This window comes from Acinetobacter sp. YH12155 (assembly GCF_013418255.1).
Taxonomy (GTDB): domain Bacteria; phylum Pseudomonadota; class Gammaproteobacteria; order Pseudomonadales; family Moraxellaceae; genus Acinetobacter; species Acinetobacter indicus.
The window spans coordinates 247,493-274,051 of the sequence record NZ_VPCK01000002.1; the positions used below are offsets into that span (position 1 = coordinate 247,493).

26 protein-coding genes and 1 riboswitch are annotated in these 26,559 nt (G+C 45.1%); of the genes, 12 read left to right on the forward strand and 14 right to left on the reverse strand.

The features are described from left to right. The first annotated feature begins 20 nt into the window (after positions 1-20). Both cydX and FTU86_RS02565 read left to right on the forward strand, forming a co-directional pair. Entirely contained in the window at positions 21-122 is a 102-nt protein-coding gene (gene cydX, locus FTU86_RS02560; protein WP_002120988.1) for a cytochrome bd-I oxidase subunit CydX, read from the forward strand. Positions 123-125: 3 nt separating this feature from the next. After that, a complete protein-coding gene (locus tag FTU86_RS02565; RefSeq protein ID WP_005177656.1) occupies positions 126-428 on the forward strand; it encodes a cyd operon YbgE family protein in 303 nt (100 codons plus the stop codon). A 363-nt stretch (positions 429-791) separates the two neighbouring features. On the opposite strand, the gene aroC is transcribed toward FTU86_RS02565, so the two are convergent. The 3 genes from aroC to FTU86_RS02580 form a co-directional block, all read right to left on the reverse strand. Then, positions 792-1,883, reverse strand: coding sequence for a chorismate synthase (aroC, locus tag FTU86_RS02570; RefSeq protein ID WP_016658184.1), 1,092 nt, complete (start codon positions 1,881-1,883; stop codon positions 792-794). Between the two features lie 14 nt (positions 1,884-1,897). Beyond that, positions 1,898-2,908: a 50S ribosomal protein L3 N(5)-glutamine methyltransferase gene (gene prmB / locus FTU86_RS02575; RefSeq protein WP_045795711.1), complete on the reverse strand. Its 1,011-nt coding sequence runs from the start codon at positions 2,906-2,908 to the stop codon at positions 1,898-1,900. A 168-nt stretch (positions 2,909-3,076) separates the two neighbouring features. Continuing rightward, the gene (locus FTU86_RS02580; protein ID WP_034597667.1) at positions 3,077-3,454 is read right to left on the reverse strand and encodes a lysozyme inhibitor LprI family protein; all 378 of its coding nucleotides are present in this window, start codon (positions 3,452-3,454) and stop codon (positions 3,077-3,079) included. A gap of 197 nt (positions 3,455-3,651) precedes the next feature. Between FTU86_RS02580 and FTU86_RS02585 the strand changes: the two genes are divergently transcribed. From FTU86_RS02585 to FTU86_RS02605, 5 genes are all read left to right on the forward strand, one after another. Further along, a complete protein-coding gene (locus FTU86_RS02585; protein ID WP_180036318.1) occupies positions 3,652-3,957 on the forward strand; it encodes a hypothetical protein in 306 nt (101 codons plus the stop codon). Between the two features lie 165 nt (positions 3,958-4,122). Then, entirely contained in the window at positions 4,123-5,496 is a 1,374-nt protein-coding gene (locus FTU86_RS02590) for an AarF/ABC1/UbiB kinase family protein (RefSeq protein WP_005177645.1), read from the forward strand. A 224-nt stretch (positions 5,497-5,720) separates the two neighbouring features. After that, complete coding sequence (locus FTU86_RS02595; protein WP_005177643.1) at positions 5,721-7,016, forward strand: acyl-CoA dehydrogenase family protein; 1,296 nt, start codon at positions 5,721-5,723, stop codon at positions 7,014-7,016. Positions 7,017-7,042: 26 nt separating this feature from the next. Beyond that, on the forward strand, positions 7,043-8,242 hold the full coding sequence (locus FTU86_RS02600; RefSeq protein WP_180036317.1) for an acyl-CoA dehydrogenase family protein: 1,200 nt from the start codon (positions 7,043-7,045) through the stop codon (positions 8,240-8,242). A 115-nt stretch (positions 8,243-8,357) separates the two neighbouring features. Further along, a complete protein-coding gene (locus FTU86_RS02605; RefSeq protein ID WP_104498771.1) occupies positions 8,358-8,852 on the forward strand; it encodes a GNAT family N-acetyltransferase in 495 nt (164 codons plus the stop codon). An 85-nt stretch (positions 8,853-8,937) separates the two neighbouring features. Here FTU86_RS02605 and FTU86_RS02610 read toward each other — a convergent pair whose 3' ends face one another. Further along, entirely contained in the window at positions 8,938-10,143 is a 1,206-nt protein-coding gene (locus FTU86_RS02610) for an alkane 1-monooxygenase (protein WP_168381374.1), read from the reverse strand. 193 nt (positions 10,144-10,336) lie between these two features. Here FTU86_RS02610 and FTU86_RS02615 point away from each other — a divergent pair, with 193 nt between their 5' ends. Next, positions 10,337-11,275 carry an AraC family transcriptional regulator gene (locus FTU86_RS02615; protein ID WP_180036316.1) on the forward strand — a complete coding sequence of 313 codons (939 nt, stop codon included), beginning with the start codon at positions 10,337-10,339 and terminating at the stop codon, positions 11,273-11,275. Here the strand turns inward: FTU86_RS02615 and lpxB are convergent. After that, entirely contained in the window at positions 11,265-12,434 is a 1,170-nt protein-coding gene (gene lpxB, locus FTU86_RS02620) for a lipid-A-disaccharide synthase (protein WP_045795717.1), read from the reverse strand. The two genes, FTU86_RS02615 and lpxB, sit on opposite strands and share 11 nt — an antisense overlap. A gap of 632 nt (positions 12,435-13,066) precedes the next feature. Between lpxB and FTU86_RS02625 the strand changes: the two genes are divergently transcribed. The 3 genes from FTU86_RS02625 (at position 13,067) to FTU86_RS02635 (ending at position 15,765) form a co-directional block, all read left to right on the forward strand. After that, complete coding sequence (locus FTU86_RS02625; RefSeq protein ID WP_104490724.1) at positions 13,067-13,957, forward strand: sulfite exporter TauE/SafE family protein; 891 nt, start codon at positions 13,067-13,069, stop codon at positions 13,955-13,957. A 127-nt stretch (positions 13,958-14,084) separates the two neighbouring features. Beyond that, positions 14,085-15,176: a 3-deoxy-7-phosphoheptulonate synthase gene (locus FTU86_RS02630; RefSeq protein ID WP_180036315.1), complete on the forward strand. Its 1,092-nt coding sequence runs from the start codon at positions 14,085-14,087 to the stop codon at positions 15,174-15,176. Between the two features lie 64 nt (positions 15,177-15,240). Beyond that, a complete protein-coding gene (locus FTU86_RS02635; protein ID WP_160243251.1) occupies positions 15,241-15,765 on the forward strand; it encodes a protein tyrosine phosphatase family protein in 525 nt (174 codons plus the stop codon). Here the strand turns inward: FTU86_RS02635 and ispF are convergent. Beyond that, positions 15,753-16,241 (reverse strand): 2-C-methyl-D-erythritol 2,4-cyclodiphosphate synthase, encoded by a 489-nt coding sequence (gene ispF, locus FTU86_RS02640; protein ID WP_005177629.1) that lies wholly within the window; start codon positions 16,239-16,241, stop codon positions 15,753-15,755. The two genes, FTU86_RS02635 and ispF, sit on opposite strands and share 13 nt — an antisense overlap. A 97-nt stretch (positions 16,242-16,338) precedes the next feature. Here ispF and FTU86_RS02645 point away from each other — a divergent pair, with 97 nt between their 5' ends. Next, positions 16,339-16,989, forward strand: a complete 651-nt coding sequence (locus FTU86_RS02645) for a hypothetical protein (RefSeq protein WP_005177627.1) — start codon at positions 16,339-16,341, stop codon at positions 16,987-16,989. A 14-nt stretch (positions 16,990-17,003) separates the two neighbouring features. On the opposite strand, the gene FTU86_RS02650 is transcribed toward FTU86_RS02645, so the two are convergent. The 8 genes from FTU86_RS02650 to rseP form a co-directional block, all read right to left on the reverse strand. Further along, positions 17,004-17,912, reverse strand: coding sequence for an AEC family transporter (locus FTU86_RS02650; protein ID WP_005177626.1), 909 nt, complete (start codon positions 17,910-17,912; stop codon positions 17,004-17,006). Positions 17,913-18,157: 245 nt separating this feature from the next. Next, a complete protein-coding gene (locus tag FTU86_RS02655; RefSeq protein WP_168405388.1) occupies positions 18,158-19,408 on the reverse strand; it encodes a D-amino acid dehydrogenase in 1,251 nt (416 codons plus the stop codon). Positions 19,409-19,540: 132 nt separating this feature from the next. Next, a riboswitch (glycine riboswitch) is annotated at positions 19,541-19,627 on the reverse strand. 141 nt (positions 19,628-19,768) lie between these two features. Continuing rightward, positions 19,769-20,557, reverse strand: a complete 789-nt coding sequence (gene lpxA, locus FTU86_RS02660; RefSeq protein ID WP_016658197.1) for an acyl-ACP--UDP-N-acetylglucosamine O-acyltransferase — start codon at positions 20,555-20,557, stop codon at positions 19,769-19,771. Continuing rightward, entirely contained in the window at positions 20,554-21,039 is a 486-nt protein-coding gene (gene fabZ, locus FTU86_RS02665) for a 3-hydroxyacyl-ACP dehydratase FabZ (RefSeq protein ID WP_087662207.1), read from the reverse strand. The genes lpxA and fabZ overlap by 4 nt, the downstream gene beginning before the upstream one ends. A 5-nt stretch (positions 21,040-21,044) precedes the next feature. Continuing rightward, entirely contained in the window at positions 21,045-22,115 is a 1,071-nt protein-coding gene (gene lpxD / locus FTU86_RS02670; RefSeq protein WP_075174889.1) for a UDP-3-O-(3-hydroxymyristoyl)glucosamine N-acyltransferase, read from the reverse strand. Between the two features lie 3 nt (positions 22,116-22,118). Further along, positions 22,119-22,616 carry an OmpH family outer membrane protein gene (locus FTU86_RS02675; RefSeq protein ID WP_016658199.1) on the reverse strand — a complete coding sequence of 166 codons (498 nt, stop codon included), beginning with the start codon at positions 22,614-22,616 and terminating at the stop codon, positions 22,119-22,121. A gap of 42 nt (positions 22,617-22,658) precedes the next feature. After that, positions 22,659-25,160 (reverse strand): outer membrane protein assembly factor BamA, encoded by a 2,502-nt coding sequence (gene bamA / locus FTU86_RS02680; protein ID WP_180036314.1) that lies wholly within the window; start codon positions 25,158-25,160, stop codon positions 22,659-22,661. 42 nt (positions 25,161-25,202) lie between these two features. Further along, the gene (rseP, locus tag FTU86_RS02685) at positions 25,203-26,558 is read right to left on the reverse strand and encodes an RIP metalloprotease RseP (RefSeq protein WP_104498766.1); all 1,356 of its coding nucleotides are present in this window, start codon (positions 26,556-26,558) and stop codon (positions 25,203-25,205) included. Position 26,559: the final 1 nt, after the last annotated feature.

Consider the following 26,559-nt stretch of genomic DNA (forward strand, 5'->3'; position numbering starts at 1 on the left):
GCTCTAAAGGAGTAAAGATTATGTGGTATTTTGCTTGGATTCTCGGTATTTTGATGGCCTGTTTTGCAGGTGTACTGAGTGCGCTCTATATCGAGCATCATCAAGACCTGGATGAGGAATAAGTCATGACAGAGGTTGTAATGGAAACTCCAGTAATCGAAAAAAAACCGAATAAACTTGCGATGGTCATTTCTTGCTTATTGGCCTTTCCATTGGCAGCCGTGTTATTACTTCATCCAGCTGCCATGTTGGATGCCGATGGCAATTATAGCCACAGTGCCATGATGTACATCATGATTGGCATTTCCGGCGGATTTATCCATGGTGTTGGTTTTGTCCCACGTTTCTGGCTGTGGAAATGGCTGTTTAGTCCATTTGTGGCCTGGCCATTAATGATCTGGGGCTATTACACCTGGTTCTTTTCTTGATGAAACAAGCTCCCTTCGGGGAGCTTTTTAATTTCTGGGAGATCCATTCTGATACAAAATGGGATCAGCACAATTTCATCACAAGATGATTTCCCACATCCTTTAAAAAAGATCAGCCCGATCTCTTTTAAAAATTAAAATCTATTTTTATCCAACCCCGCTTTTTATTTATATCTGAATTGATGTCTATATGGATGCTTAATTTAAGGTGGTGATAAAGCAACCAATATTTAGATTCAAGCTCAATCAACTTCTGTATTTATCTCATTAATCGTGGTATTTTCTTATGAAATTTCAAACGGATACAACCTATCGCCATAAAAAAAGCCGGACATTCAGTCCGGCTTCTTTAATCTGGGATAATTAAGGCTCAATCGGCGCAAATGGCGCCACCACATCGGCATTTTGTGCACGGTGACGTAAGAAATGATCCATCAGCACAATCGCCAGCATCGCTTCCGCAATTGGTGCAGCACGCACACCCACACATGGATCGTGACGGCCTTTGGTCAGTACATCGGTATCTTCACGGTCAATGGTAATGGTTTTACCCGGTGTGGTAATAGACGCCGTTGGTTTAAGCGCAATCGCCACACGAATGGTTTGACCACTGGAAATACCACCCAAAATACCGCCAGCATGATTGGCCAGGAAGCCTTGTGTGGTCAGTTCATCACGGGTTTCATGACCGAACTGTTCCGCCACGGCAAAACCATCGCCAATTTCTACGCCTTTAACCGCGTTAATCGACATCATGGCATGGGCAATATCGGCATCTAAACGGTCAAATACCGGCTCGCCCCAGCCTACAGGCACTTTTTCGGCCAGAATTTCCAGTTTGGCGCCACAGCTGGTGCCTTGTTCACGTAATGAAGTCACCAACGCTTCAAAACGTGGCACAGCATCGGCATCGCCACAGAAAAACGGGTTATTCGGCACTTCATTCCAGTCCAGCTTTTCCGCTTTTTCTGTACCAATTTGGGTCACATGACCACGAATCAGAATCCCGAATTTTTCTGCCAAATATTTTTTGGCAATCGCACCGGCAGCTACACGCATCGCAGTTTCACGGGCACTGGAACGACCACCACCACGATAATCACGGAAACCGTACTTTTGCGTATAAGTATAGTCGGCATGACCCGGACGGAAAGTCTGGGCAATGTTGCCATAATCCTTGGATTTCTGGTCGGTATTGCGAATCAGCAAGCCAATTGGTGTACCGGTGGTTTTACCCTCAAATACCCCAGAAATAATTTCAACCTGATCTGGCTCTTTACGCTGGGTTGCAAATTTGGAAGTCCCCGGCTTACGGCGGTCCAAATCGTGCTGTAAATCGGCTTCTGTCAGTTCCAGGCCCGGCGGTACACCATCAACAATGGCCATCAGGCCTACACCATGCGATTCACCACAAGTCGTGACACGGAAGAGTTGTCCAATACTATTACCTGCCATGTGCAACGACTCCTTTATGAATTAACAGATTGAATGAATAAATCGCGGTATTGACGGCACTGTGCTGCGGTTAGGGCAAAAATGCCTGAACCACCTTTCTGGAATTGTAACCAGTGGAAATCGACGGTATTAAAGTTCTGTTTCATGGCCCATTCAGAGTTACCGACTTCAATCACAATCAGGCCATCTTCGGTTAAATAGTCTGCCGCTTGGGCCAGCATTTTACGCACCAAGTCCAGACCATCCTGACCGGCAGCCAACGCCAGCTCTGGCTCATGACGGAATTCATCTGGCAGATCGGCCATGTCTTCGGCATCGACATACGGTGGATTCGACACAATCAGATCATACTGATTTTCTGCTGGAATTTTAGAGAATAAATCCGATTCAAGCAGCGCCACCTGATACTGCATGTTGTGATGTTCGGTGTTAATGGCCGCAACTTCTAAAGCATCTTTAGAAATATCGGTCGCATCCACTTCCGCATCCGGGAAAGCATAAGCCAATGCAATTGCGATACAGCCTGAACCGGTACACATATCCAGAATACGACGTGGCATTTGCGGATTTGGATTGGCCGGCAAGTTATTATTGGCTTCGCCCATCTGGCCATTTTCATCCAGACAATATGGCGCAAAACGGTTTTCGATAAGTTCAGCAATTGGTGAACGTGGAATCAATACACGCTCATCGACATAAAACGGTTTGCCATAGAAATAGGCCAGATTGAGCAGATAAGAGGTTGGCGTGCGTTCATTAATACGACGCTCCAGCAGACTTAAAAATTCCTGCTTTTCGCTCGGCAGTAATTTGGCATCCAGAATTTCTGCATCGGCATTCCAGTCCAGCGACAGGGTTTGTAATACCAACGCGGAACTTTCAGCAAAATAATCTTCTGTACCTTGACCTAGATGTGCATCATATTGACGTAATGCTGTTACACCAAAACGGATAAAATCACGAATGGTGACTAATGTTTCAGCGGCTTCCTGCAAATGTTCAGGGCTAATAGTCGGTCGATCCACCTAAGGTCTCTCCAGAGTCAATTTTTTAAAACGCCTTATGATACCTTGTTTTGTGCGCTTTTATAATGTCTCTGTGCGTAAAAGCCGGATTTCAATCTGATAAATTGATCTCAACTTTCACGGCCTTAGCCAGATTTGGAATAAAGCCCTGAAATGGTAAGTACACGATTAACGGGCAATAAATTTGCTCTGATAATAATTGGCCTGATCAATCACCTGTGCCAGCGTACAACGCGATTGCTGCAATTTGGCAACATCACCGTTCATGCCCCGATAGCATTGCTGCTTTAAACGCTGCTCCCACAGCGCATGTTGCTGGGCAATATTGGCCTGATGTGCCCCACTGGCCCGATAGTAAGACTTATAGCTTTTCTTTAAGCGTTTTTGCTGCTGTTTCAGTTCTTTATTGACACATTTTTGCAAGACCGATGTTTGCCCATAAGCATGATTGCTACATTGAATATACTGTTTTGAATAACTTTCCTGCGCATAGGCCGAACCCGCCAGCAGCGCCCAGGCCATTCCCCCGATGAATGCTAAACGCATCATATTCCCCTTGCTGCCAAACACAGCGATCATCTTTGTTTTAATTTATGTAAAGCATATTACTGAACTTCAAGCAAAAAACCTATAGCGATGAACAGGATAGAATTTCCAGATCTTCACAATTTCCTGCCATTTTGCGATTGAATCTGCAAAAATAGACCTTATATTGACTATGAGACTCCCGTGAACCTGTTGATATGAGTTACAAACACAATAACCTGCTGGCCATGCGTCAAAACTACTGGAATGACAACGATTCACCGCGTGTCTTGCAGGAAAAACAGTTTTTACAGCAGATGCTGGTGGAACGCGGCATTTTTCAGGACGCGACTTTGGATGATGCCAAATATCTGTTCTTTAACCTGCCCAGCATTATTATTGTCAAAGGCTATGCGCATGGTTTTCTGCATGAATCGGTACAAAGCCTGATTTTAAAATACATTGATGAAAACAAGCCGATGCTGCAACAAAAAAGTACCCTCAAGATTAAATTCCGGATGTGAGTGAGCGAAATTGCATCTTTATAGATTTTGCTTAGGCTATTTCATAGAGAATGCAAAACTTAACTCGACATTCAGCAACTTGAACTTTTTTAATACGTTAAGACCCGTTAATATTCGTTAAACTATGACCTTTCTGCGAATTGCTGATTGAAGGATTAAATTTACATGTCAGATCAGAACGATAAGCTTAAACAATTGAAAACTTCCTCTATGGATCGACGCTTATCGATCGCGAAGGCATCGTTGCTGGCCGGGACACGTTGGGCCGCCTCCAGCGCCGGTTCAATCTTTTCCAGTGAAGAAGAAAAAGAAAAGAAACGCAAAAAAGCCATGAAAGAACAGGCCGATTATCTGGTCGCAGAAATTGGCAAACTGAAAGGCTCTATCGTTAAAATTGGCCAGATGATGGCGCTTTACGGCGAACATTTCCTGCCTGAAGAAATCACCCAAGCCCTGAATACCCTGAATAACCAGACTGTTGCCCTGGCCTGGCCTGCGATTAAAACCCAGTTACAGGACCAGTTAGGTTCCAAACTTAATGATCTCACCATTGACCATGAGCCTTTAGGTACCGCCTCTTTGGCTCAGGTACACCGCGCCACCCGTAAATCTGATGGTATGGAACTGGTATTAAAAATCCAGTATCCGGGTGTGGCCGATGCCATTGATTCGGATATGAGTCTGTTTAAAAACATGCTGAAACTGACCCGCATGGTGCCGCAAACCCGCGAATTTGATCAGTGGTTTGATGAAGTCCGCGAAATGATGCACCGCGAGGTCAATTATCGGATTGAGGCAGCCACCACACGCCGTTTTGCCGAGCGTTTAAAGCAGGACCCGCGCTATATCGTTCCAACCATTATTGAAGATTACTGTACCGATCAGGTGCTGTGCATGACCTTTGAACGTGGCGTACCAATCAACAGTCCGGTGATGCTGTCTTTACCACAAGAACGTCGTAACCTGCTTGGTGAAGCCTCTTTAGAAGTGGCAGTGCGGGAAATTTTTGAATGGGGCGAAATGCAGACCGACCCAAACTTCGGTAACTATCTAGTACGTCTGGGCAATGGCGCAGATGTACAGGATAAAATTGTGCTGCTGGATTTCGGTGCCATTCGCCAGTTTGATGACAACCTGCTCTCGGTCGCACGTAACCTGATTCAGGCCGGCTATCAGCATGACGCGGAGATGATGGTGAAAGCCATGACCGGTTATGAGTTTTTTGACTCCATTCCACAAAGTATTAAGCCGGATATGGCCAAAGTCTTTTTACTGGCCACCGAAGCCTTTAGCAGTCCTGAAAACAACCCGGATTTACCAGCCGGTGTGATGGATGATCAGCATCGTTATGACTGGAAAAAAAGCCAGCTGCATAGCCGGGTGATGCAACAGGCCTCTAAATCCATGGCTTCACGTTATTTCAGTGTTCCGCCGAAAGAGTTTATGTTTATTAGCCGTAAATTTATTGGGGCTTATACCTTTATGACCGTGATTGATGCCAAAACCAATGTGCGCGACATGATCAAAAAATTCCAGTAAAGCCACACCCGACCCGAATGCAGCTAATGTCATTCGGGTCAATCCTCTCCCTTCCCCGCTCTTTCCAAAAATTAAAAATATAAACAGAAGCAACTATTTAGATTCCTGTTTCATCTTGCAACAACCGTTTATCTTTGACAATTGAGTATGTCAGTTCTGACATGGTTTTTTAAACAGCCGCGTGTCAGCATAAAAATAATCACCCGCATGATGGAACAACAACAATGACCAATATGGTAAACAAGGCCCAAGGATTTGGACTGTCGCTGCTCACTCGGCTTGCCAGCAGCGAGGTTTTAGACCAGCTCAAACTGCGTAAATTTGTAGAAAAATCTTTATATCAGGGTGCCAAAGCCGGCTTTAAAACCTTAAGCGTGACCCAGAAAGCTTTTCAAAAGCACGATGATGTACCCAGACAGCGTTTACCCCATCAGCAAAAATCCCTGTTTGATTTAAGCCTGAGCGAAGAACAGCAAATGACGGTAGATACCATGCAGCAGTTTGCCACAGAGGTGCTTTATCCACTGGCGCATCAGGCGGATCATCTGGAACAGTTTCCCGAAGTGTTATGGCGACACAGTCAGGATTTGGGCCTGAATGATTATGCACTGCCGGAGGCTTTGGGTGGCGTGGCCAGCGAGCAGAATATTGTCACTAATATTCTGATGGCCGAGCATTTGGCCCGGGGTGATTTCAGCCTGACCGCAGGTTTATTGTCGACCTTTGGGGTAATCAATGCCCTGACCCGCTGGGGTTCTGAAAGCATCCAGTCACGTTATCTGACCAGTTTTGCAGAAGATTCGGAACTGCGCGCCAGCTTTGCCGTGCAGGAAGCTACACCGGCTTTTGATCCGCTGCGTTTAAATACACAAGCCACTTTTAGCCAGGGCCAGTACTGGATTCAGGGTGAAAAAACTCTGGTAATGCTGGGTGAAACGGCGGACTTGTATCTGGTAAGTGCTGAATTCAATGGCCAGCCAGAAGTATTTGTGGTGAAACGCGACAGCAGCATTCGTGCACAAAAAAGCCCGGCAATGGGGCTGAAGGCCACAGAAACAGTCACCCTCAGTTTTCAGCATACCCCAGCCGAACGTCTGGGCGATGATGATTTTGACTATAGTGCTTTTATTGATTTGGGTAATTTAGTCTGGTGTGCCATGGCGGTTGGGTGCTGCGAAGCCGTGAAAGCCTATTGTATTGACTATGCCAACCAGCGCACGGCCTTTGGCGAGCCCATCTCACATCGTCAAAGTGTGGCTTTTATGATTGCCGATATGGCGATTGAAATTGATGCGATGCGCATGCTAGTGCTGAATGCTGCCAGTCTGGCCGAAGCTGGACAGGACTTTCATCGGGAAGCCTATCTGGCACGCTTGTTATGTGCAGAAAAATCCATGCAAATTGGCACAAATGGCGTGCAGATTCTGGGCGGTCACGGCTTTACCAAAGAACATCCGGTCGAGCGCTGGTATCGTGATCTGCGCGCGACCGCGATTGTCCAGTCTGGCCTGCATGCCTAAATAACCATAAAAATAAGGAACAGCCCATGAATTTACAGAACCCGAAAAAATTTAAACTGCTGATTGATCAGGCACATGAGGTTGCCCTGAATGTCCTGCGTCCAATTTCACGTAAATATGATAAGGCGGAACATGCCTACCCGAAAGAACTGGATATGCTGGCCTCAGTGGTCGACGGCATGAATGCAGGTGGCGATGGCATGAACGCCGGCGCTGCGGTGAATAAACGTGGCGATACCGCCAGTGGCAATAAAAATGGCGTCAATATGTCCACCGCTTTAAGTATTGTCGAAATGTGTTATGGCGATACCGGCCTGCTGCTGAGTATGCCGCGTCAGGGTCTGGGGAACTCCGCCATTGCTGCGGTGGCCAATGACGAGCAGTTACAGCGTTTTCACGGCACCTGGGCCGCCATGGCCATTACCGAACCCGGCTGCGGCTCTGATTCAGCGGCAATTCGCACCACAGCGGTCACAGATGGCGATGATTATATCCTGAATGGCGAGAAAATCTTTGTGACCTCGGGTGAACGCGCCGATGCCGTGGTGGTCTGGGCCACGCTGGATAAAAAGCTCGGCCGTGCTGCCATCAAGTCTTTTGTGGTGCCGAAAGGCACGCCCGGCATGACCGTAGAGCGATTGGAGCATAAACTCGGGATTAAAGCCTCCGATACTGCAGCCATCAGCTTTGTCGATTGCCGGGTGCCAGCCAGCAACCTGCTTGGCAATGCCGAGATTGATGTCTCCAAAGGCTTTGCCGGGGTGATGGAAACCTTTGACAACACCCGTCCTTTGGTCGCGGCCATGGCCATTGGCTGTGCCAAAGCATCCCTGGAACGGATAAAGCAGATTTTTAAACATGAGCTGGATGAGCATTATCAGACCGCCTATTTACACAGCTCCCAGATAGCCGCGCAGATTTATCGGATGGAAGCCGAATGGGAAGCAGCGCGTTTATTAATGCTTAAAGCTGCCTGGATGGCCGATAACAAGCAGCCTAATTCCAAAGAAGCCTCAATTGCCAAAGCCAAAGCTGGCCGTGTCGGGAATGAAATTACCCTGAAGTGTGTAGAACTGGCCGCCGCTGTGGGCTATAACGAAGATGAACTGCTGGAAAAATGGGCGCGCGATTCCAAAATCCTGGATATTTTTGAAGGCACCCAGCAAATTCAGCAACTGATTATTGCCCGACGTGAACTGGGCAAAAGTTCCAGTGAACTTAAATAAGATACCGAGTACAGCATCAAGCGACATTTAAAGTCCAATAGATGTGCCTCAAATCTGCTCAAGAGATGAATATTTAGTGATAAAATTCATCTCTTTATCTTTTAGCACTGCGCTTATGTATTTTTTACGCCCGATTCAAGCCCAAGACAATCCTGCACTGGCCCGTATTATTCGTGAGGTTTCCAAAGAATTTGGACTGGCGCCAGAATCCGGTTTTGCCGTGGCCGATGCTGCGGTCGATAATTTATATGCGGCGTATTCACAGCCACACGCACAGTATTGGGTCGTTACCAATGATCAGGGCGATATTTTTGGTGGTGGCGGAGCTGCGCCTTTACAGGGCGATGCAAGCCGCCTAGAAATCCAGAAAATGTATTTTCTGCCGAAGGTACGCGGCTACGGGTTTGCCAAACAGATTCTGGAACACGCTTTTGACTTTGCCCAACAGGCTGGTTTTCAGTCCTGCTATCTGGAAACCACAGCATCACTGTGGCAGGCAGTAAAACTCTATGAAAAGCTGGGGTTTGTACATTTATCTGCCCCACAAGGCCAGACCGGTCATAGTCATGCCTGTGAAATCTGGATGGAAAAGAGCTTTAAATGCAGATAAATCTGCATAACATCAACCGCCTGAGTACAAAAAAGCCCTACTCACCATAGGGCTGATTAAAACAGTCGAATGGATTTTTATACAATTAATCTGCCTTCAGGCCGAACTTTTTAAACAGGCTTAAACGGCGTTTCGGCTGGATATTGGCTTTGTTTAAATCACCTTTGTAATGCTTGAACACGCGCTTATCCATCATTTTAAACCACAGCGGTGGAATCAGCGCCGGCAGCAACATACTGGCATAACCGCTTGGCAATTCAGGCGCTTCATCAAAGTGTCGCAAGGCCTGAAATGGACGGGTCGGATAGGCATGATGATCAGAATGACGCTGTAACTGATATAAAAACAGATTGGTGACAATATTATTGTTGTTCCAGCTATGTTCCGGCTGGGTACGCTCATATTTGCCCTGCGCATCTTTTTGTCGAAGCAAGCCATAATGCTCAATATAATTGACCAGTTCAAACAGGCTGATGGCATAAAAGGCCTGCGTGCTTAAATACGGCACAATGCCTTTCCCAAAGCTGGCCAGCATTCCGGCATGAAACAGCGCACTCATGCCCCAACCTTGTAGCAATTCATTGTCTTTGGACCAGAAATTCTTGCCTTTGCGTTTTAAACGCTGGGTTTCAATTTCAATTGCCGATTTAAACGAGCCTTTCACCGTACGTGGCCAGAACTCATAAAAGGTTTCGCCCATACGGGAAGACGCCGGATCTTCTGGGGTTGCAGCACGTTTATGATGCCCATACGGATGTTCAATCCGGAAATGGTTATACCCCGATGGTACCAGTGCCAGATGCGACAGATAATGCTCCAGTTTGGAGGATTTATGGCTCAATTCATGCGCAGTATTAATCGCCACCCCATTAACCAGTCCCATCGACGCACCCAGAAAAATTTTATCCAGCAGCGAAGTCTCTTTACGCGATACCAGATAGGCCGCATAAATATTGGCGATATACTGCAAAGGAATAAAACTTTTTACCAAACGGGAATAATACGGATCCTGCTCCAAAAGCTTGACTTCTTCCGGGCTTGGATTGTGCTCATCTTTACCAACCAGAGTATCAATGCTGGGAATAATCACATGAATTAACAGTGGTCCACCTAGGGCAAATACAGTTTTAAATGGTTTCGGTGCAAACTGGTAACCGGCCAGAATCCCAATACCCAAAACCGGTAAAAATGGGCTAATCAGCCATAAATAACGTTTTTTATCTAAAGCCAGACCGGATTTTCCAAGTAAAAATTGCTGTTGTTGTTCTGTGAGCTGTAGCGGAGCATTCATTGCCTGCACTTCCATCCTGCTTAACTTATCTATATATTTCAGCAAACAAGCCACAGAGAACAGTTGCAAACGTCCAAAAAAGCTATGTAAACGTCTTTGGCCCACATTGCCTGAAATTGGCCTTTCATCACACGATAAATTCAGGCTTAATGACCAAATAGCTAAGCTCGAAATAAGAAGATATCAACCCGGTATGGATGCTTTAAGTAAAATTTTTGATGATATTCATCTCAACAAATCTGAATTTATCTATTTGAATCCACAGGGAAACTGGGCATTTCAATATCAGGATCACAGCGCCATTATTGCCTATGTGGTACTAAGTGGTGAATTATATCTGGAATTATCGACCCAGCGTCAGGTCTATGCGCAGGCCGGTGATATTGTGCTGATTCCTTCCGGCTGTAGCCATGTTGGCAAAAGTAGCACGCAACTGGAGTGGCTAGATGCCCTGGATATTAGTGACCTGTTTCAGCAGAAACGCCAGCAGACCATCGAGTTTGGTGAAGCATCCGGTGAAAAATCATTTATTTTAGCCATGCACGGCACAATGGACAGCATTATGGCCAAGCCGCTGTTAAATGCCTTGCCGGACTATATGCATATTCATCATATTATGAGCAGCACTGCGCCAGAATGGTTGCAAATTGGCTTACAGTTTCTGGCAGTAGAAAGCCATCAGATCCGGCCCGGCCGCGATAAAATTCTTGATCATCTGATCAGTATTTTATTTATTGAATGTGTGCGTGATTATATTGCCCAGCTGAATGATTCTAATAACTGGCTCAGTGCCCTGACCCATCCGGAACTGTCCAATGCTTTAACCGCCATTCATGGACAACCGGAAAAAAGCTGGACCGTCGAAACCCTGGCCGAACAATGCTGCATGTCGCGCTCAAAATTTGCCAATCTGTTTACCCAGATTGTTGGCGAATCTCCACTGGCCTATTTGCAGCAGCATCGCTTAAGGCTGGCGGCTCAATATTTACGTCATGGCCAGCTCTCAATCCAGCAAATTGCCTATAAAGTTGGCTACTCTTCTGAAACTGCCTTTAGCCAGACTTTTAAAAAGCAGTTTTTCCTGACCCCAAGCCAGTACCGGCAGCAGTTTCAGCAGGCTCTTATAAAATAGCCAGAATTGCTGCCACCGGGTCTTCACAATTGCCGGATAGCAGCTGTTTATGCATGGTACGATGCTGCATCACCTGAATTTGTGCAGCTTCAATATGCATCAGCTTTTCAATTTCATGCGCCAGACGCTCTGGTGTAGCCTCTTCTTGAATCAGCTCTTCAATGACTTTTTTGCCGGCAATAATATTCGGTAGCGAGTAATACGGAATTTTAACCAGCAGTTTGGCAATCCAGTAGGTAATCCGGTTGAGCTTATAAAAAGTCACCATTGGACGATGCAATAACATCGCTTCCAACGTTGCAGTACCTGAAGCCAGCGCAACAATATCCGCTGCATTCATGACCTGACGGCCAATTTTTGATTCTGTATCGGTATTTTCCAGCAGACTAACCCGTGATCTCAGATCAGCAGCACAATGCTGTAATAAACTTTCAATCTGCTGTTTACGCGCATCGTTAATGGCGGGAATTAAGAAGTGATAGTTTGGATATTTCGCAGCCAGAATTTCAGCGGCTGCCAGAACCAATGGCCCTAAACGCTCAATTTCACCACGACGACTACCGGGCAATAAGGCAATATGCTTTTGCGAAGCTTCCAGCCCCAGTTCCAGTTTGGCATCGGCCAGATTATTATCGACAGGCAACTGACTCGCTAATGGATGCCCGACAAAGGCAGCCGGAACCTGCCATTTTTGATAAAAGGCTTTTTCAAATGGAAATAAACACAGCACCAGATCAATATTGGCTTTAATGCCGTGGACACGGCCCTGACGCCATGCCCAGACCGAAGGACTGACATACTGCACGGTTTTAATGCTTGGACTTTTCTGCTTCAGGCTTTTCGATAAACGCAGGTTAAAATCCGGCGCATCAATCCCAATAAAAACATCGACCGGCTCCTTGCTCCACTGTTCAACCAGTCCATCACGCACGGCAAACAGCTTTTTAATGTCTTTTAAGACTTCAACAATGCCCATGACCGACAAAATATCCATCGGATAATAGCTTTTAAAGCCTTCAGCAATCATTTGCGGGCCGCCAATACCTTCAAATTCAGCCTCAATGCCTTGCTCACGAAAACGGCGGATCAGTCTGGCACCCAAGGTATCCCCAGAAACTTCTCCCACCACAATGCCTATTTTCAGTTTTCGTTTTTGCAAGACCTTGCTCCTTCAATTGCTGCGTGGAATTTTAACATATTCTGCTTGAAGTGACTGTAACGACTGTTTGTCCTGAGCTGAGAAAAAATTCAGGTTTTTCTATATTTTAACTGCTTTGTTTTTATCCAGTATGGCTATCAGGTTTGATTGATGATGCTGTGCTGGGCCCATTCATTTATCACGCTTTCACCGCTTTATCTCACTCTATTCCACCTGACTTGCAGTTTCATGACCATTAACTGCTTTTTATCATGCTGAAAGATTGATCAAATAAAATCCAAAACCCCAACACATGTCATCCCTATGTAATGACACTGAATACACAAATAATAATTTTAAAGTGAAATTTCCTGCTATTTTTAATCTTTTTATCTTTCCATTTTGCTGCGCTGTCATCACAAAATCCGTCTATTCGGCCCTGCACATCCTGATCTTTTTACTAAAAAATCCCCTTTTTTTCAGCTTTAAATCCAGCAGATTTCAGATAGATCTACTCCACGCTGTTTCACTATAAATGTTGATCTTTTTCTCATCTTTAGCATTTTTTAGAATAAGCAAATCATTAATCATGCCAACGACTTATATCCGAAAGTCATAAGATAAGCACGTTTTTTGATGTATGGCATATCCCCATGTTTGGTGCAGTTGAGTTTATTTTGGCAGGTGTTTTGGTTGGCTTCTGTGTAGGTGTGACCGGTGTAGGCGGTGGTTCGTTAATGACCCCGATTTTAATCAGCCTGTTTAAGATTGAACCGCACATTGCCATTGGTACCGATCTGCTCTATGCCGCAATTTCCAAATTCTGTGGTTCACTGGTCCATGCCAAAAAAATGAATATCGTCTGGCCAATTGTGATCTGGCTGTCTGTCGGCAGTATCCCGGCGTCTTTTGCAACGCATTGGGTACTCGACAACTATTTAAGTCAGTCCACGCATTATAAAGCTGTGCTGACCATGGTCTTGGGCTTTATGCTGACCCTAACCGGCATATCTATTATTTTCCGCAGCCAGATTGAAAAATTCTTCAACAAATATCGCAAACATGAATTGCCAGATATGACCCAAGACCTGGAAAAGGTCGACCTGAAGGCCACCAACAAACGTGTGATGATTGTGGTGATGGGAATTGTCCTGGGTGTGTTCGTCACCCTATCTTCGGTGGGTGCAGGTGCGTTTGGCATTATGGCGCTGGTGCTTATGTTCCCGAACTTGCCGATGATCCGCATTATCGGCTCCGATGTGGTCCACGCAGTCTTACTGACCTTTGTCGCCGGTATGGGACACATGACCTCGGGCAATGTCGATTTTGAGCTGCTGATGTGGTTACTGGTCGGTTCTATTCCAGCAATTGTGGTCGGTACTTTAGTCAGTTCACGTTTACCTGAAAAAATTATCCGTAAAGTGCTGGGCATTACCCTGTTTGCGCTTGGAGTGAACTTTATGCTGAACCCGGTCAAATCCAAACCGGCACAACCAGTTGAAGCGGCGATGGTGGTGAGCGCTGAAAAAACATCGCCAGTTTAATTTATCTCTGCGATTCATCACTTTTTTTTCAATAATCTATTGATCTTTTTTATAACAATAGGCTGCTATATTCGTGTTATATTCAGGCTATTAAACAATCTTGTATACGATTAAACCAGTGACGGCAATGAACACTTTACAGTCTAACCCTATTACACCTTCAGATATCGATGATGTGAATATTAAAAGCATCCAGCCACTTGTGACCCCTGCTGAACTCAAAGCAGAACTTCCACTGACTGACTCTGCTTATCACACCGTACTGAAAGGTCGTGAAACCATCCGCAATATTCTTGATGGTAAAGACAAACGTCTGTTTGTGGTCATTGGGCCTTGCTCGATTCATGATCCTGTGGCAGCACATGATTATGCAGACCGCCTGAAAGTGCTGAGCGAAAAAGTAAAAGATACCTTATACATCGTAATGCGGGTGTACTTTGAAAAACCGCGTACGACCGTGGGCTGGAAAGGTCTGATTAACGACCCGGACATGAATGACTCTTTCAATATTGAAAAAGGTCTGCGTATTGGCCGTAAACTGCTGCTGGAACTGAATGAAAAAGGTCTGCCTTGTGCCACTGAAGCACTGGACCCGAACTCTCCACAGTATTATCAGGATCTGATTTCCTGGTCAGCGATTGGTGCGCGTACCACAGAAAGTCAGACTCACCGTGAAATGTCTTCTGGCCTGTCTTCACCGGTTGGCTTTAAAAATGGTACCGATGGCGGCTTAACTGTTGCGACCAACGCAATGCAGTCTGTAAAACATGGTCATAGCTTCCTGGGCTTGAACGAACATGGTCAGGTGTCGGTAATTCGTACCAACGGTAACAACTATGCACACGTGGTATTGCGTGGTGGTAATGGCAAGCCAAACTATGATGCCGGTTCAGTCGCCGATGCAGAAGCAGCGCTCATTAAAGCCAAAGTCAGCACCAAAATCATGATTGACACCAGTCATGCCAACTCCAACAAAGACCCGTACCTGCAACCACTGGTCTTAAAAAACATCACCGAACAGATTTTAGATGGCAATAAATCAATTGTCGGGATTATGGTCGAAAGTCATTTGAAAGGCGGTCGTCAAGATATTCCTGCAAATCTTTGCGATTTGGAGTATGGTAAGTCTGTTACCGATGGATGCATCGACTGGGAAACCACTGAAAAATCCCTGCTTGAGATGCATGAAGCATTGAAAGAGGTTTTAGCCAGCCGCTAAAACTGACTCAAAAACGCCATCGTCAAGATGGCGTTTCCATTTCAGTTGCAGGAAATTTTATCTGATGAATGAAATTGAAACCGCTTTAAGCCAAATTGATCACTTTCAGTTTGTGCATGAACACCTGTACACATCCGGCCAGCCGAATGCGGAACAGTTACGTCAGATTAAAGAATATGGCATTACCACTGTGGTTAATGTCGCACTGAGTGATGCCGAGCAGCATCTAGCCAATGAAGATAAAATCTGTCTGGAACTGGGCCTAAACTATGTACAACTGCCCATCTCTTGGGAAACTCCATCTGACGCCCAATGTCTGCTGATTTTAGACCTGATTGATCATCTAGTGCAGGATCAGATGGTGTGGTTGCACTGCGGTACCAATCAGCATGTCAGCAGCCTGATGTATTTATATCGTCAGTATTATATGAATATGGACATGCCTACCGCGCAGGAAATGTTGCACCAGATCTGGGAACCGAATGAAACCTGGACCGGTCTGATTCATGCTGTTGCCTTACAACTTCAGGGCCGTAAAGCAACCCAGGAACTGCAAATTTCCTTAATGAAAACCGATCACTTTGCGTGACAAATTAACACCGTAGCTGTAGCCAGAATTCCTTCCTGACGGCCGGTAAAGCCTAATTTTTCCGTGGTGGTGGCTTTAATGCTGATTTGAGTCACATCCACATCCAGTACATCGGCAATGCTCTGGCGCATTTCCAGATTGTGCTTGGCCAGTTTCGGGCGTTCACAGGCCACGGTAATGTCGGCATTATTCAATAGATAACCGCGGTCTAAAATCAGCTGATAAACATGCTTCAGCAACACCCGGCTGTCAGCGCCTTTAAATTCAGGATCAGTATCGGGAAAATGCTGCCCAATATCGCCCAGTGCCAATGCACCCAATAAGGCATCGCATAGCGCATGCAAAATCACATCCCCATCTGAGTGGGCTTTCAGAGCATGGGTATGTGGAATTTTAACCCCAGCCAATGTCACAAAATCGCCTTCTTCAAAGGCATGTACGTCTATTCCCTGCCCAATTCGTATTTGTGCAACCATATTCAACTCCTTCAGAAATAAACGATTGAAATCTTGTATTCACAGTTTCTCTTTCGCTATAGTTAGCTTACGCAAGCTAATGAAAGTATAAGCGATCATGCTGTTGAAAACCGAGATGAATCTTATAAAAATCATTGGAACCCTGTTGTTTTTGGGCGCCGCGGGCACCCCGCTGTCGCATGCACAGAAAATCAATTGCGAGCAGGCCAACACGCCTGCTTTCAATAAAATCTGCCATGCCGATTTACAGGAGATTCGTGAGCAGCTCAATGATCAGTTTCTGACGGCTTTTCTGGTGACTGATGCCCCGCTGCGTATTCTGCAAGATACCCATCAGCTCTGGTTTAAACGTGCGCAGCAGTGTAAAACGACCGAGTGTTTTAAACAGCAGTTTGAAGCGCGTCTGGATCAGTTAAATTTCTTTAGCTCGATGAACCAGAGCATGACCCAGCATTATCTGAAATTTGAACAGGGACAACTGGCCAAGCAGCCGGTACATTTGCAGATTCATCAACTAAATAAAGACAGTATTAAAATTGAAGGTGTGGCCTATCGCAGTCCAAACAACAAGCTAGACACCCAAACCATTTCCTTACTGGCCTATACCTCACCGCAGCAAAAGCAGCATATTATTGATAATGAACATGACTGCAATTACCAGCTCGACTTCCAGAAGGCTTATTTAGCCGTGCGTACTGAACAAAAAGGCTGCGAGCGTTTTAGCGGTATTTATCGTCTCTATGATTAAAACCTGACAGCGCTTTACATCACCCACCACAAAATCAATGGCAAACTGAACGCCGCACACACAGTCTGCAGGCTAATCACACTGGCCATCAGCTGGCTATCTCCCCCTAAAACTTTGGTCAGAATATAAGCCGATGAGGCCGTCGGTAAGGCAAAAAACATCACCAGAATCTGGGTATGTAGGGCCGGCAGATTCAATGCCAGACAGGTCGCCAACGCAATCATCGGCATCAACAGCAAGCGTCCAAAAGTGTTTAATAACAAGGTCCGCAGATCTTTACGCAGCCCCTGAAACTGTAATGCTGCACCAATACACATCAAGCCCAATGGCAAACTGGAAATGGCAATCTGTTTTAAATAATTTTCAAAGCCAATCCATAAGCGTAAATTCAGCAGATTAAACACCCCGCCTGCAATACAGCCTAAAATTAAGGGATTTTTCAACAATGATAACAGGATGGATTGCAAGCGCATCCCTTCTGAATTGGTCAGAGCCAAAACCGAGAGAATATTGACCAGAGGAATGCAAAACACCAGCAGAATAGCAAACAGCGCCATACCTTGCTGATAAAACAAAGACGCCGACAGCGCCAGACCGATATAGGTATTAAAACGCACCATGCCCTGCATATACACGCCAAAACGTGCCGCTGCAGTGCCATACAGCGCCTTGAGGATATATAACAGACAAACCGCAATCAGCAGGGTCAGACCCGCTCCCAGCATCATGTGGCGAATTTCGCTGGCCTGAATTTCGGCATGCGCCAGGCCCAAAAACAGCATCACCGGGAACAGCAGATAGTAGTTGAGCTTTTCTGCACCGTGCCAGAATTTATCTTCTAAAAACCTAAAGCGCTTGAGTACATAGCCCAACGCAATCAGAAAGATTAAAGGAAATAGCGCAACCAGAATTATATTTGCCATCGTTTATCCATACATATCGCGGTCTGCCCAGGACGGCAGCATCTCAATCCATTTTTTTAATGGCAGTTCAAAATCTTAAAGCAAAAAGATATTTTATTTAAAGCCTGAGTATAAGCCAAATAGCCCGTTGAATTGACAGCGATTCGCTTCATTTTGATGGATTTATTTTGCCAGAACCCGGCAGATGATCAGCATCTCTCCTAAAGCCCTGTTACTTTAAAACAGAGCTTAACTGAATGTTCTCATTACCCGGTCACCGGATAATGCTGCGCAATTTCCTGACTAATCATCAATGCTGTCGCCGCAGATAAGGTCCAGCCCAGATGCCCATGGCCAGTATTATAAAATACCCGTGGATGCTGGCCCTGCCGAATCACCGGCATCATATTTGGCATCATCGGACGTAAACCTGCCCACGGCACCACGCTTTCGGTTGAAATATCAAAATTCCGCTGCACCCAGCGCACCAGTGGCTGAATCCGGTCATGGCGAATATCGCGATTATAACCATTAAATTCGGCCGTTCCGGCAATCCGCAGCCGATCTGTGCCTAAACGTGAGGTCACAATTTTGGCACTTTCATCTAGCAGACTGACCCAAGGTGCCTGCTTTTGGCTCTGTTCATCCTGTAAATTGACGGTAATGGAATAGCCTTTGACCGGATAAACATTGACCCGATCACCTACCTGTCGCGCCAATTGATAACTACTCACACCACCGCAAATCAGCACGGCATCGGCATGTAAGGTTTCTACCATCGGCTGATCTGCCAGAGGATCTTCAATGGCTGGCCGATAACTCAGCTGTACCTGCTGGGCGTTTAGCTCAATATCCTGAACATCCCGGCCAAAAATATAACGTACACCCTGCTGCATGGTGACTTGAGCCAGCCCCACCGTGAATTTATGAATATCGCCGGTGGCATCTCCCGGGCAATAAAAACCCGCATAATACTGTCCGGTTAAACTTGGTTCAATCTGGCGGATTTCATCCAGACTGACCTGATAACGCTCCAGCCCGCCCTGACAGAGCAAATCATTGACCCGAATTGCAAAGTCAAAATCCGCTTTATTATGATAAAAATGCAAAATTCCACGTTTTTCCAAATTGAAATCAATCTGTTCCTGTTCTGCAATTTCAAATAAACGTTTGCGTGCCAGAAGTGCCAGGCGCACTGTTTCCTGGGTATTGTGTTCATAATGGCGAATATTGCTTAAGAACTCGATCAGCCAGCCATACTTATGCAGATCAAATGCAGGATTTAATAAGAGCGGCGCCGACTTTTGCGACATCCATTTTAGGCCTTTCAGTACAGTGGCTTTCTGATTCCAGACTTCTGCATTACTGGCTGATAACTGGCCACCATTGGCATACGATGTTTCCATCGCCGGGTATAAATGCCGGTCAATCACCGTGACTTGATAGCCCAAACGCATCAGCTCATAGGCTGAAGTGACCCCGGTAATTCCTGCACCAATGACAACAACATGCGGCATAAAATGCTCCTTGGAACAGCTGTTCCAGACGTGATGCCCCATCTGTCAGGGTACCTGAGAGCTTCGATTGAACTGATGTTCAGCCCAACCATCCCCTTCGGTGAGCACTGCGCGTGCTTCTCTCCAGATTTTTGAATTATTACGGTCCTTTTGCCTGAGAGTTTCCGGGGTCGTTGCTCCTTCGGCGAGCATCAAGTGCCGCTCTCCCGCAATAATTTTTATTGTATAGCTTGAATATGAGCAAAATCCGGGCCAAGCACGAGTAGAAATTTGTATCTGATGTTCAAGAAACCTCAAAATCTGGATATAAAAAAACTGCCCCAATTGGAGCAGTTTTTTGAATCAGCTTCAAACAGCGTGTTAGCGTACAATCCCGCGTTTAGACTGTTCTAGTGAATCAATTAAACGCTGTGCTTCCGGCACTTCTGGCAGAATCTCTGCACGGATTTTCTGAATGGCTTCTTCAGTGGTTAATCCTGATTTGTAAATCAGTTTAAAGGCGTCCCGTAATCCTTGAATCACATTTTTCGACCAGCCTTTACGACGCATACCTTCAATATTCATAGCAAAAGCATGCGCAGGATTACCCGAAACCATCACATAGGCCGGTACATCTTTCAGAATTAAAGATGCGCCGCCAATCATGCTGTAAGAGTCAATTTTACAGAACTGATGAATACCCGAGTTTCCACCCACCACCACATAATCACCGACATGCACGTGCCCTGCGACACCAACATTATTGGCAAAAATATTGTGATCACCCACGATACAGTCGTGAGCAATATGCGTATTGACCATCAACAGGTTGTGGCTACCAATTTTAGTGATGCCTTTGTCCTGAACCGTCCCGCGATGTAAGCTGGAATGTTCACGAATCAGGTTATAGTCACCAATTTCCAGCCAAGTTTCTTCACCCTGATATTTCAGGTCCTGACAGACTTCGCCAACACTTGCGAACTGGAAAATCTCATTATGCTCACCAATACGGGTATAGCCACCCACCACCACGTGTGAATGCAGCTTTGTACCCGCACCAATGCTGACATTCGGACCAATAATACTATAAGGTCCAATTTGCACATCAGGCGCAATGACTGCAGAGGAGTCAATTATAGCGGTGGGGTGAATGAGGGGGTTATTGCTCATGCTTGCTCTGTTTTCTGATGCGAAATCATAATTTCCGCGGTTGCTGCAACAATGCCATCGACCGTGGCGATACAATTATATTTGTAAATACCACGTTTCTGCATTACTAATTCAGATTTTAATACAAGTTGGTCGCCTGCAACCACTTGTTTTTTAAATCTAACTTTTTCGGCACCGGCAAATAGGAATAATGCACCCGCAGTCGGTTTCTGATTATTCATAATAAAGCCAAGCACGCCTGAAACCTGTGCCAGCGCTTCTACAATCAACACCCCTGGCATAATTGGATATTCAGGGAAATGTCCTTGTAAAAACTCTTCATTAATCGAAACGTTCTTATAACCCACAATCCCATTGTCAGTTACATCAACGATTCGATCTACCAATAAGAATGGATAACGATGTGGCAAATATTCACGGATGGTTTGAATATGCATTGGCAATTCAGGTTTCGTAAATGTTGGGGTATTCGACTCAGTCATCATAATTATTTACGCAATTTTAAAGTTGATTCAAGGGACTCAATTTGAGTCTGCATATGATCGAGTCTTTTCTGCAATTGGGTCAATGGCACATCTGCTAATTGTCTAAAGCGAATCACCGCGCGTTTCCATTGCGCATTTGGTAATGCACCGGTGCCCGAAGAATAGGTTCCTGGTTCAGAAATACTCTTTGTGACCATTGACATTCCGGTTAAAGTCACGTTGTCAGCAATAGAAAGATGACCAGAGACCCCACACGCACCTGCCAGAATACAGTTTTTGCCAATGATGGTACTGCCGGCAATACCGCATTTTGCAGCGATAGCAGTATTGGCCCCCACTTTCACGTTATGCGCGATTTGCACAAGGTTATCAATTATGACACCATGTTCCAAAATGGTGTCATCCAGCGCACCACGGTCAATACTACAATTCGAACCAATTCGTACATCATTACCAATCTGTACTGAACCTAACTGTGCAATGCGGTGCCATTTGCCCTGATACGGAGCAAAACCAAAGCCTTCACTCCCGATCACGGTATTGGCATGAATGCGGACCCGGTCAGCAATTTTGGCTTCACCAGTGATGGTGACATGCGAATCAATAAAACATTCTTTACCAATTTCAACAAAATCATCAATTTTGCTATGCGATTGGATAATGGTTTTATCACCCACCACACAATTTTCACCCACCACCACATAATGGCCAATATAAGCACTTTCGGAAATGATCGCTGAGGGATGAATTTGTGCGGTACTTTCAATACCGGTTTGAGTGTGCTTACGCTCAAAGACATGGGTTAAAATTGCAAACGCCAAATAGGGATTTGCCACCACAATAAAGTTCTGATGCGTATCAAGCTGCTGCTGTAACTCGGGCGTGACAATTAAAGCACCCGCTTTAGATACTTTTGCCTGCTCCACATACTTGTCAGCATTGACAAAAGCAATGTGCTGCGGTTTAGCAAGCTCCAGGCTCGCTAAACCCTGGAGACCTAAATCGGCCTGACCGACCAGCTCGCCCTGGACCAGACGAGCAAGTTCTTCTAAGCGATAATGTTGATAACTCATTGATTACTTGATTGCATTAACCTTTTGAATCATTTTATCAGTTAAATCATACTTAGGGTCATAGGCAAGTGCTGAGTTTTTGTTCAAAACCACATCTAAATTATTTTCTTTACGCAATTGTTCTGCTGCCTGCTTGATGCGCTGCTCAAAACTGTCATTCATTTTTTGCAGATCAGCCTGCACTTTGGTCTGCAAACTTTGCTGTAAAGTATTAAATTCTTTTAACTTGGCCTGATACTGCGCCGATAATTTTTGCTTATCGGCTTCAGATAAGTTCGCTGACTGCTGGGCACGTTGCTGCAAATTTTCCAGCTCTTTACCCAGCTGTTCAAGTTTAGTGGTTTGAGGTTTAAGCGATTGTTGCAATGCACTATTTTGCTGTTTTAAATAGCTGCTGCTTTCAACCACACGCTCTAAGCTGACCACACCATAACCTGCCGCCTGTGCCGCTGCGGCACAGGACAGTGTGAAACCTAAAACCGCCAGTTGTATCTTCTTCATCTTGATCTATCCCTATTTCAAGCATCCATGAACAGACCGTACTTAGAACGTACGGCCAATTTCAAACTGGATATTCTTGGTTTCATCGCCTGGTTTTTCATTCAGCGGATATGCATAACTTAAGGACAATGGGCCAATCATGGTAATCCAGGTAAAGCCTACACCGACGCTATAACGCATATTGCCAAAGTCAAAGCCAAAGTTATCTTCACAGTACTGTTTACTACTTACTGAATCCCCATTTACGAAAATATCGTTATTAGAAACATTACATTGAGTATCGAATACTTGTGCACCTTCAGCAAAAATCACCGGACGAACCTGACGTGCCCAGTCCCCTTTAAATGGTACCGGCAAAGCCAGTTCAGTACCAAACTGTACTAAAGCATTACCACCCACTTCTTCTGGAGATGGATCAGTCTTTCCAATATCAGAGAAATAAACACCTGGATATTTTGGTCCTAAGGTACTGTTGTCATAACCACGTACCGAACCATAACCACCGGCATAGAAGTTCTTATAGAATGGTAAGTCATTACCATAACCCACCTTACCATAACCACGCAGCACAAAATCTTTACCCAGCGGATAATAGGCCTGCGCATCATAGGTAACTTTTTGATATTCCACATCACTGCCTGGTAAGGCAATTTCTGCATTCACCCGATGCGACATCCCCGTTGTTGGGAAAATCGGACGGTTAAGGGTATTATATGACCAACCTAAATTTAGGTTATAAGTCAGGAAGTCACCCTTAAACTCTCGACCATATGGGATGGTTTCAACTAGAGTTCCTTTTTCATCTACACACTCCCCATCTGCATTGATATTTGCTGGACAATGATCGCCTCTTTGTGTTTCTCGACCACCATGGCTTTCTAAATAATCTGCCACATAAGTCGATACATAAGGACCAGTTGTCACTTCAGTATTATCAATATTTAAACCAGCACTAATGCTCTGGTTTTCATCAATTGGATAACCAAAGTTAATTCCGCCACCAAAACTGTCGGTCACATAGTTGTTAACGTTATAGTCATCATCCAGTTTGGTTTTACGGTAGTACATATTATAACCGCGACGCACACCATCAATGGTAAAGTACGGATCGGTTACGCTTAGGTTATAGTAGTCCTGTGTTTCAGAACGCGACAAGTCAATCGACACGGCATTACCGGTACCCAGGAAGTTGGTCTGGCTTAAACCGGCCTGGAAAGTTACACCGCCACTTTGCGAGAAACCCACCGCCAAGGTACTGGTACCAGAATGCTGTTCTTCCACTGCAACGTTAAGATCAACCTGATCCGGTACATTCGGAACACGCACCGGTTTAATATCCACGGTTTTAAAGAAACCAGTACGTTCTAAACGGACTTTAGACAGGTCAATTTTTTCATTACTGGCCAATGCACCTTCCATCTGGCGCATTTCACGACGTAGCACTTCATCGGCAGTTTTGGTATTACCGCTGAAGTTAATCCGGCGTACGGTGACTTGCTGACCCGGATTAATGTAATAGTTCAGATCAACCTGTTTGGTTTCTTCATTAATTTGTGGCACCACATTCACTTCTGCATAGTAATAACCCGCATTACCATACTTGCGAAGCAGTAACTGTTTAACGGCATTAACCTTTTCTTGCGAATAGGTTTCACCATCTTTATAGATTTGCAGCGCTTTTAATTCTTCTGGTGCATATAAAGCATCACCCAGGAATTTGGTTTGACCAAATTTGAACTGCTCACCTTCATCAATCGACACTTCAATGAAGATGTGCTGTTTGTCTTCACTTAAGTTCAGGCTCGAATTATTGATATTAAAGTTGATATAACCACGGTTTAAATACAGCGCACGTAAAGCTTCCAAGCTTGCTGCCATTTTCTCACGCGCATAACGGTCATTACGTGAAATCACAGAAGCCCAGCCACTTTCTTTGACTGCAAAGGCCTGTTTAATTTCGCTGTCTTTAAAGACGGTATTGCCAATGATATTAATATCAAAAACTTTGGCCGCTTTACCTTCAATAAACTCGATGGTCAGGTCGACGCGGTTATTCGGACGTGCTGTGGTAATGACTTTGACATCGGCATCATAACGGCCTTGCTGCATGTATTGCTGTTCAAGTTCCGATTCTAGTGTTTGCAAAGCAGACTTTTTCAGCACTTCACCTTCAGCCACGCCCATTTTCTTTAAGCCTTCTTCAAGGGCTTCTTTTGGAATTAATTTATTGCCTTTAAATTCGACTTTCGAAATGATCGGACGTTCTACCACCTGAAACACCAAGGTATCACCTTGCTGGGCAGCTTTAATATCATCGAATAAACCTGTGGCATACAGGCTGCGAATTGCATTTGCAATGGTGGCATCGTTGACACGATCACCACTATTTACAGGAATCATTCCATAAACATTGGCTGGCGTTAAACGAACAAGTCCGTCAATTTGTATATCTCTTACGATAAATTCATCTGCTGCATATACTTGTTGTACTGCTGCCATAGCACTAACCAGTGCCAGAGGCATAAATAAATGTGTGTGCTGCATGCCAGTCTTTTCCAATGTTAAATTTATTGCCTATCCACGTTGTTATAAACGCATAAAATCATTAAATAATGCCAGAAGCATCATGCTACCGAGCAATACCATACCAATTTTTAAACCAACTAATTGTATTTGTTCAGAAACAGGTTTACCACGAATTAGTTCTATAAAATAATAAACCAAATGTCCACCATCCAGCATTGGAATTGGCAGTAAATTTAGAATACCCAAGCTTACACTCATTAGGGCCATAAACGAAATAAAAGTTTGCCAGCCCATTTCAGCGCTTTGTCCTGCCACCTTGGCAATGGTAATCGGACCAGACAGGTTATCTAAACCAATCAGACCACGCACCATTTTGACGATGGAGTTCAAAATCATCGAAGAGATTTGACCGGTTTTATCGACCGCCATCATTAAGGCTTCTGTAGGACTATATTGAATGGTTTGTTTATATTCTTCAGGAATTGTTATTTTTCCAGGGTCACTTTGTACACCTAACATACCGGTGGTGTTGCCCATATTGTCGCGTTTGGCCTGCGGCATAATTTCCAGCTGTACCCGCTGATCTTGACGCAATACGTCAATCTTTAACAGTTTCTCTGGCGATGCCTGTACCACTTGTACCACATCGTACCAGTCTTTCATGACAACACCGTCAATCGCTAAAATCTGGTCACCTTCTTTCATCCCTTGACGAATGGCAGCGCCATCTTCACTCAGTTTGCTGACCACTGCTGGAATATTCGGACGATATGGCGTAAAGCCCAGCACCTCAAGTGGTGACTGAGATTGATCTTTCAAGAAATCTTGAATCGGTAATTGAAAGTTTTGTGGCTGACCATCGCGGTTGGCCTGAATATGAATGGTACCTGTTTCACCGGCACGATCCACCAGCGCAAAATTCAGTTTTTCCCAGGTGCTAACCTGGGTACCATCGACTGCGGTAATCCGGTCACCCGGCTGCATATTCACTTCAGCCGCAGGCGTTTGTGGCAAGACTTTCCCAACACGGGTATTCAGCTGTTCCTGAGACGGTAAAAACAGAATCCAGAACAGTACAATCGCAAAAACTAGATTAATTAAAGGACCTGCCGCGACAATCGCGATCCGTTTCCACGGATGCTGACGGTTAAAAGCAAAAGGCAGATCTTCTTCTGCCACATTGCCCTCACGTTCATCCAGCATTTTGACATAGCCACCCAAAGGCAAAGCCGAGAGCTGATATTGAATACCGGATTTCTTCGAGGTCCATTTCAGCACTGTCGGGCCAAAACCAATAGAATAAACCAGGACTTTGACCCCCAGTTTGCGTGCAACAAAGTAGTGCCCAAATTCATGAATTGCAATTAACGGCCCCAACAAAAGAATGGCCGCAACAATAATAAATAAGGCACTCATG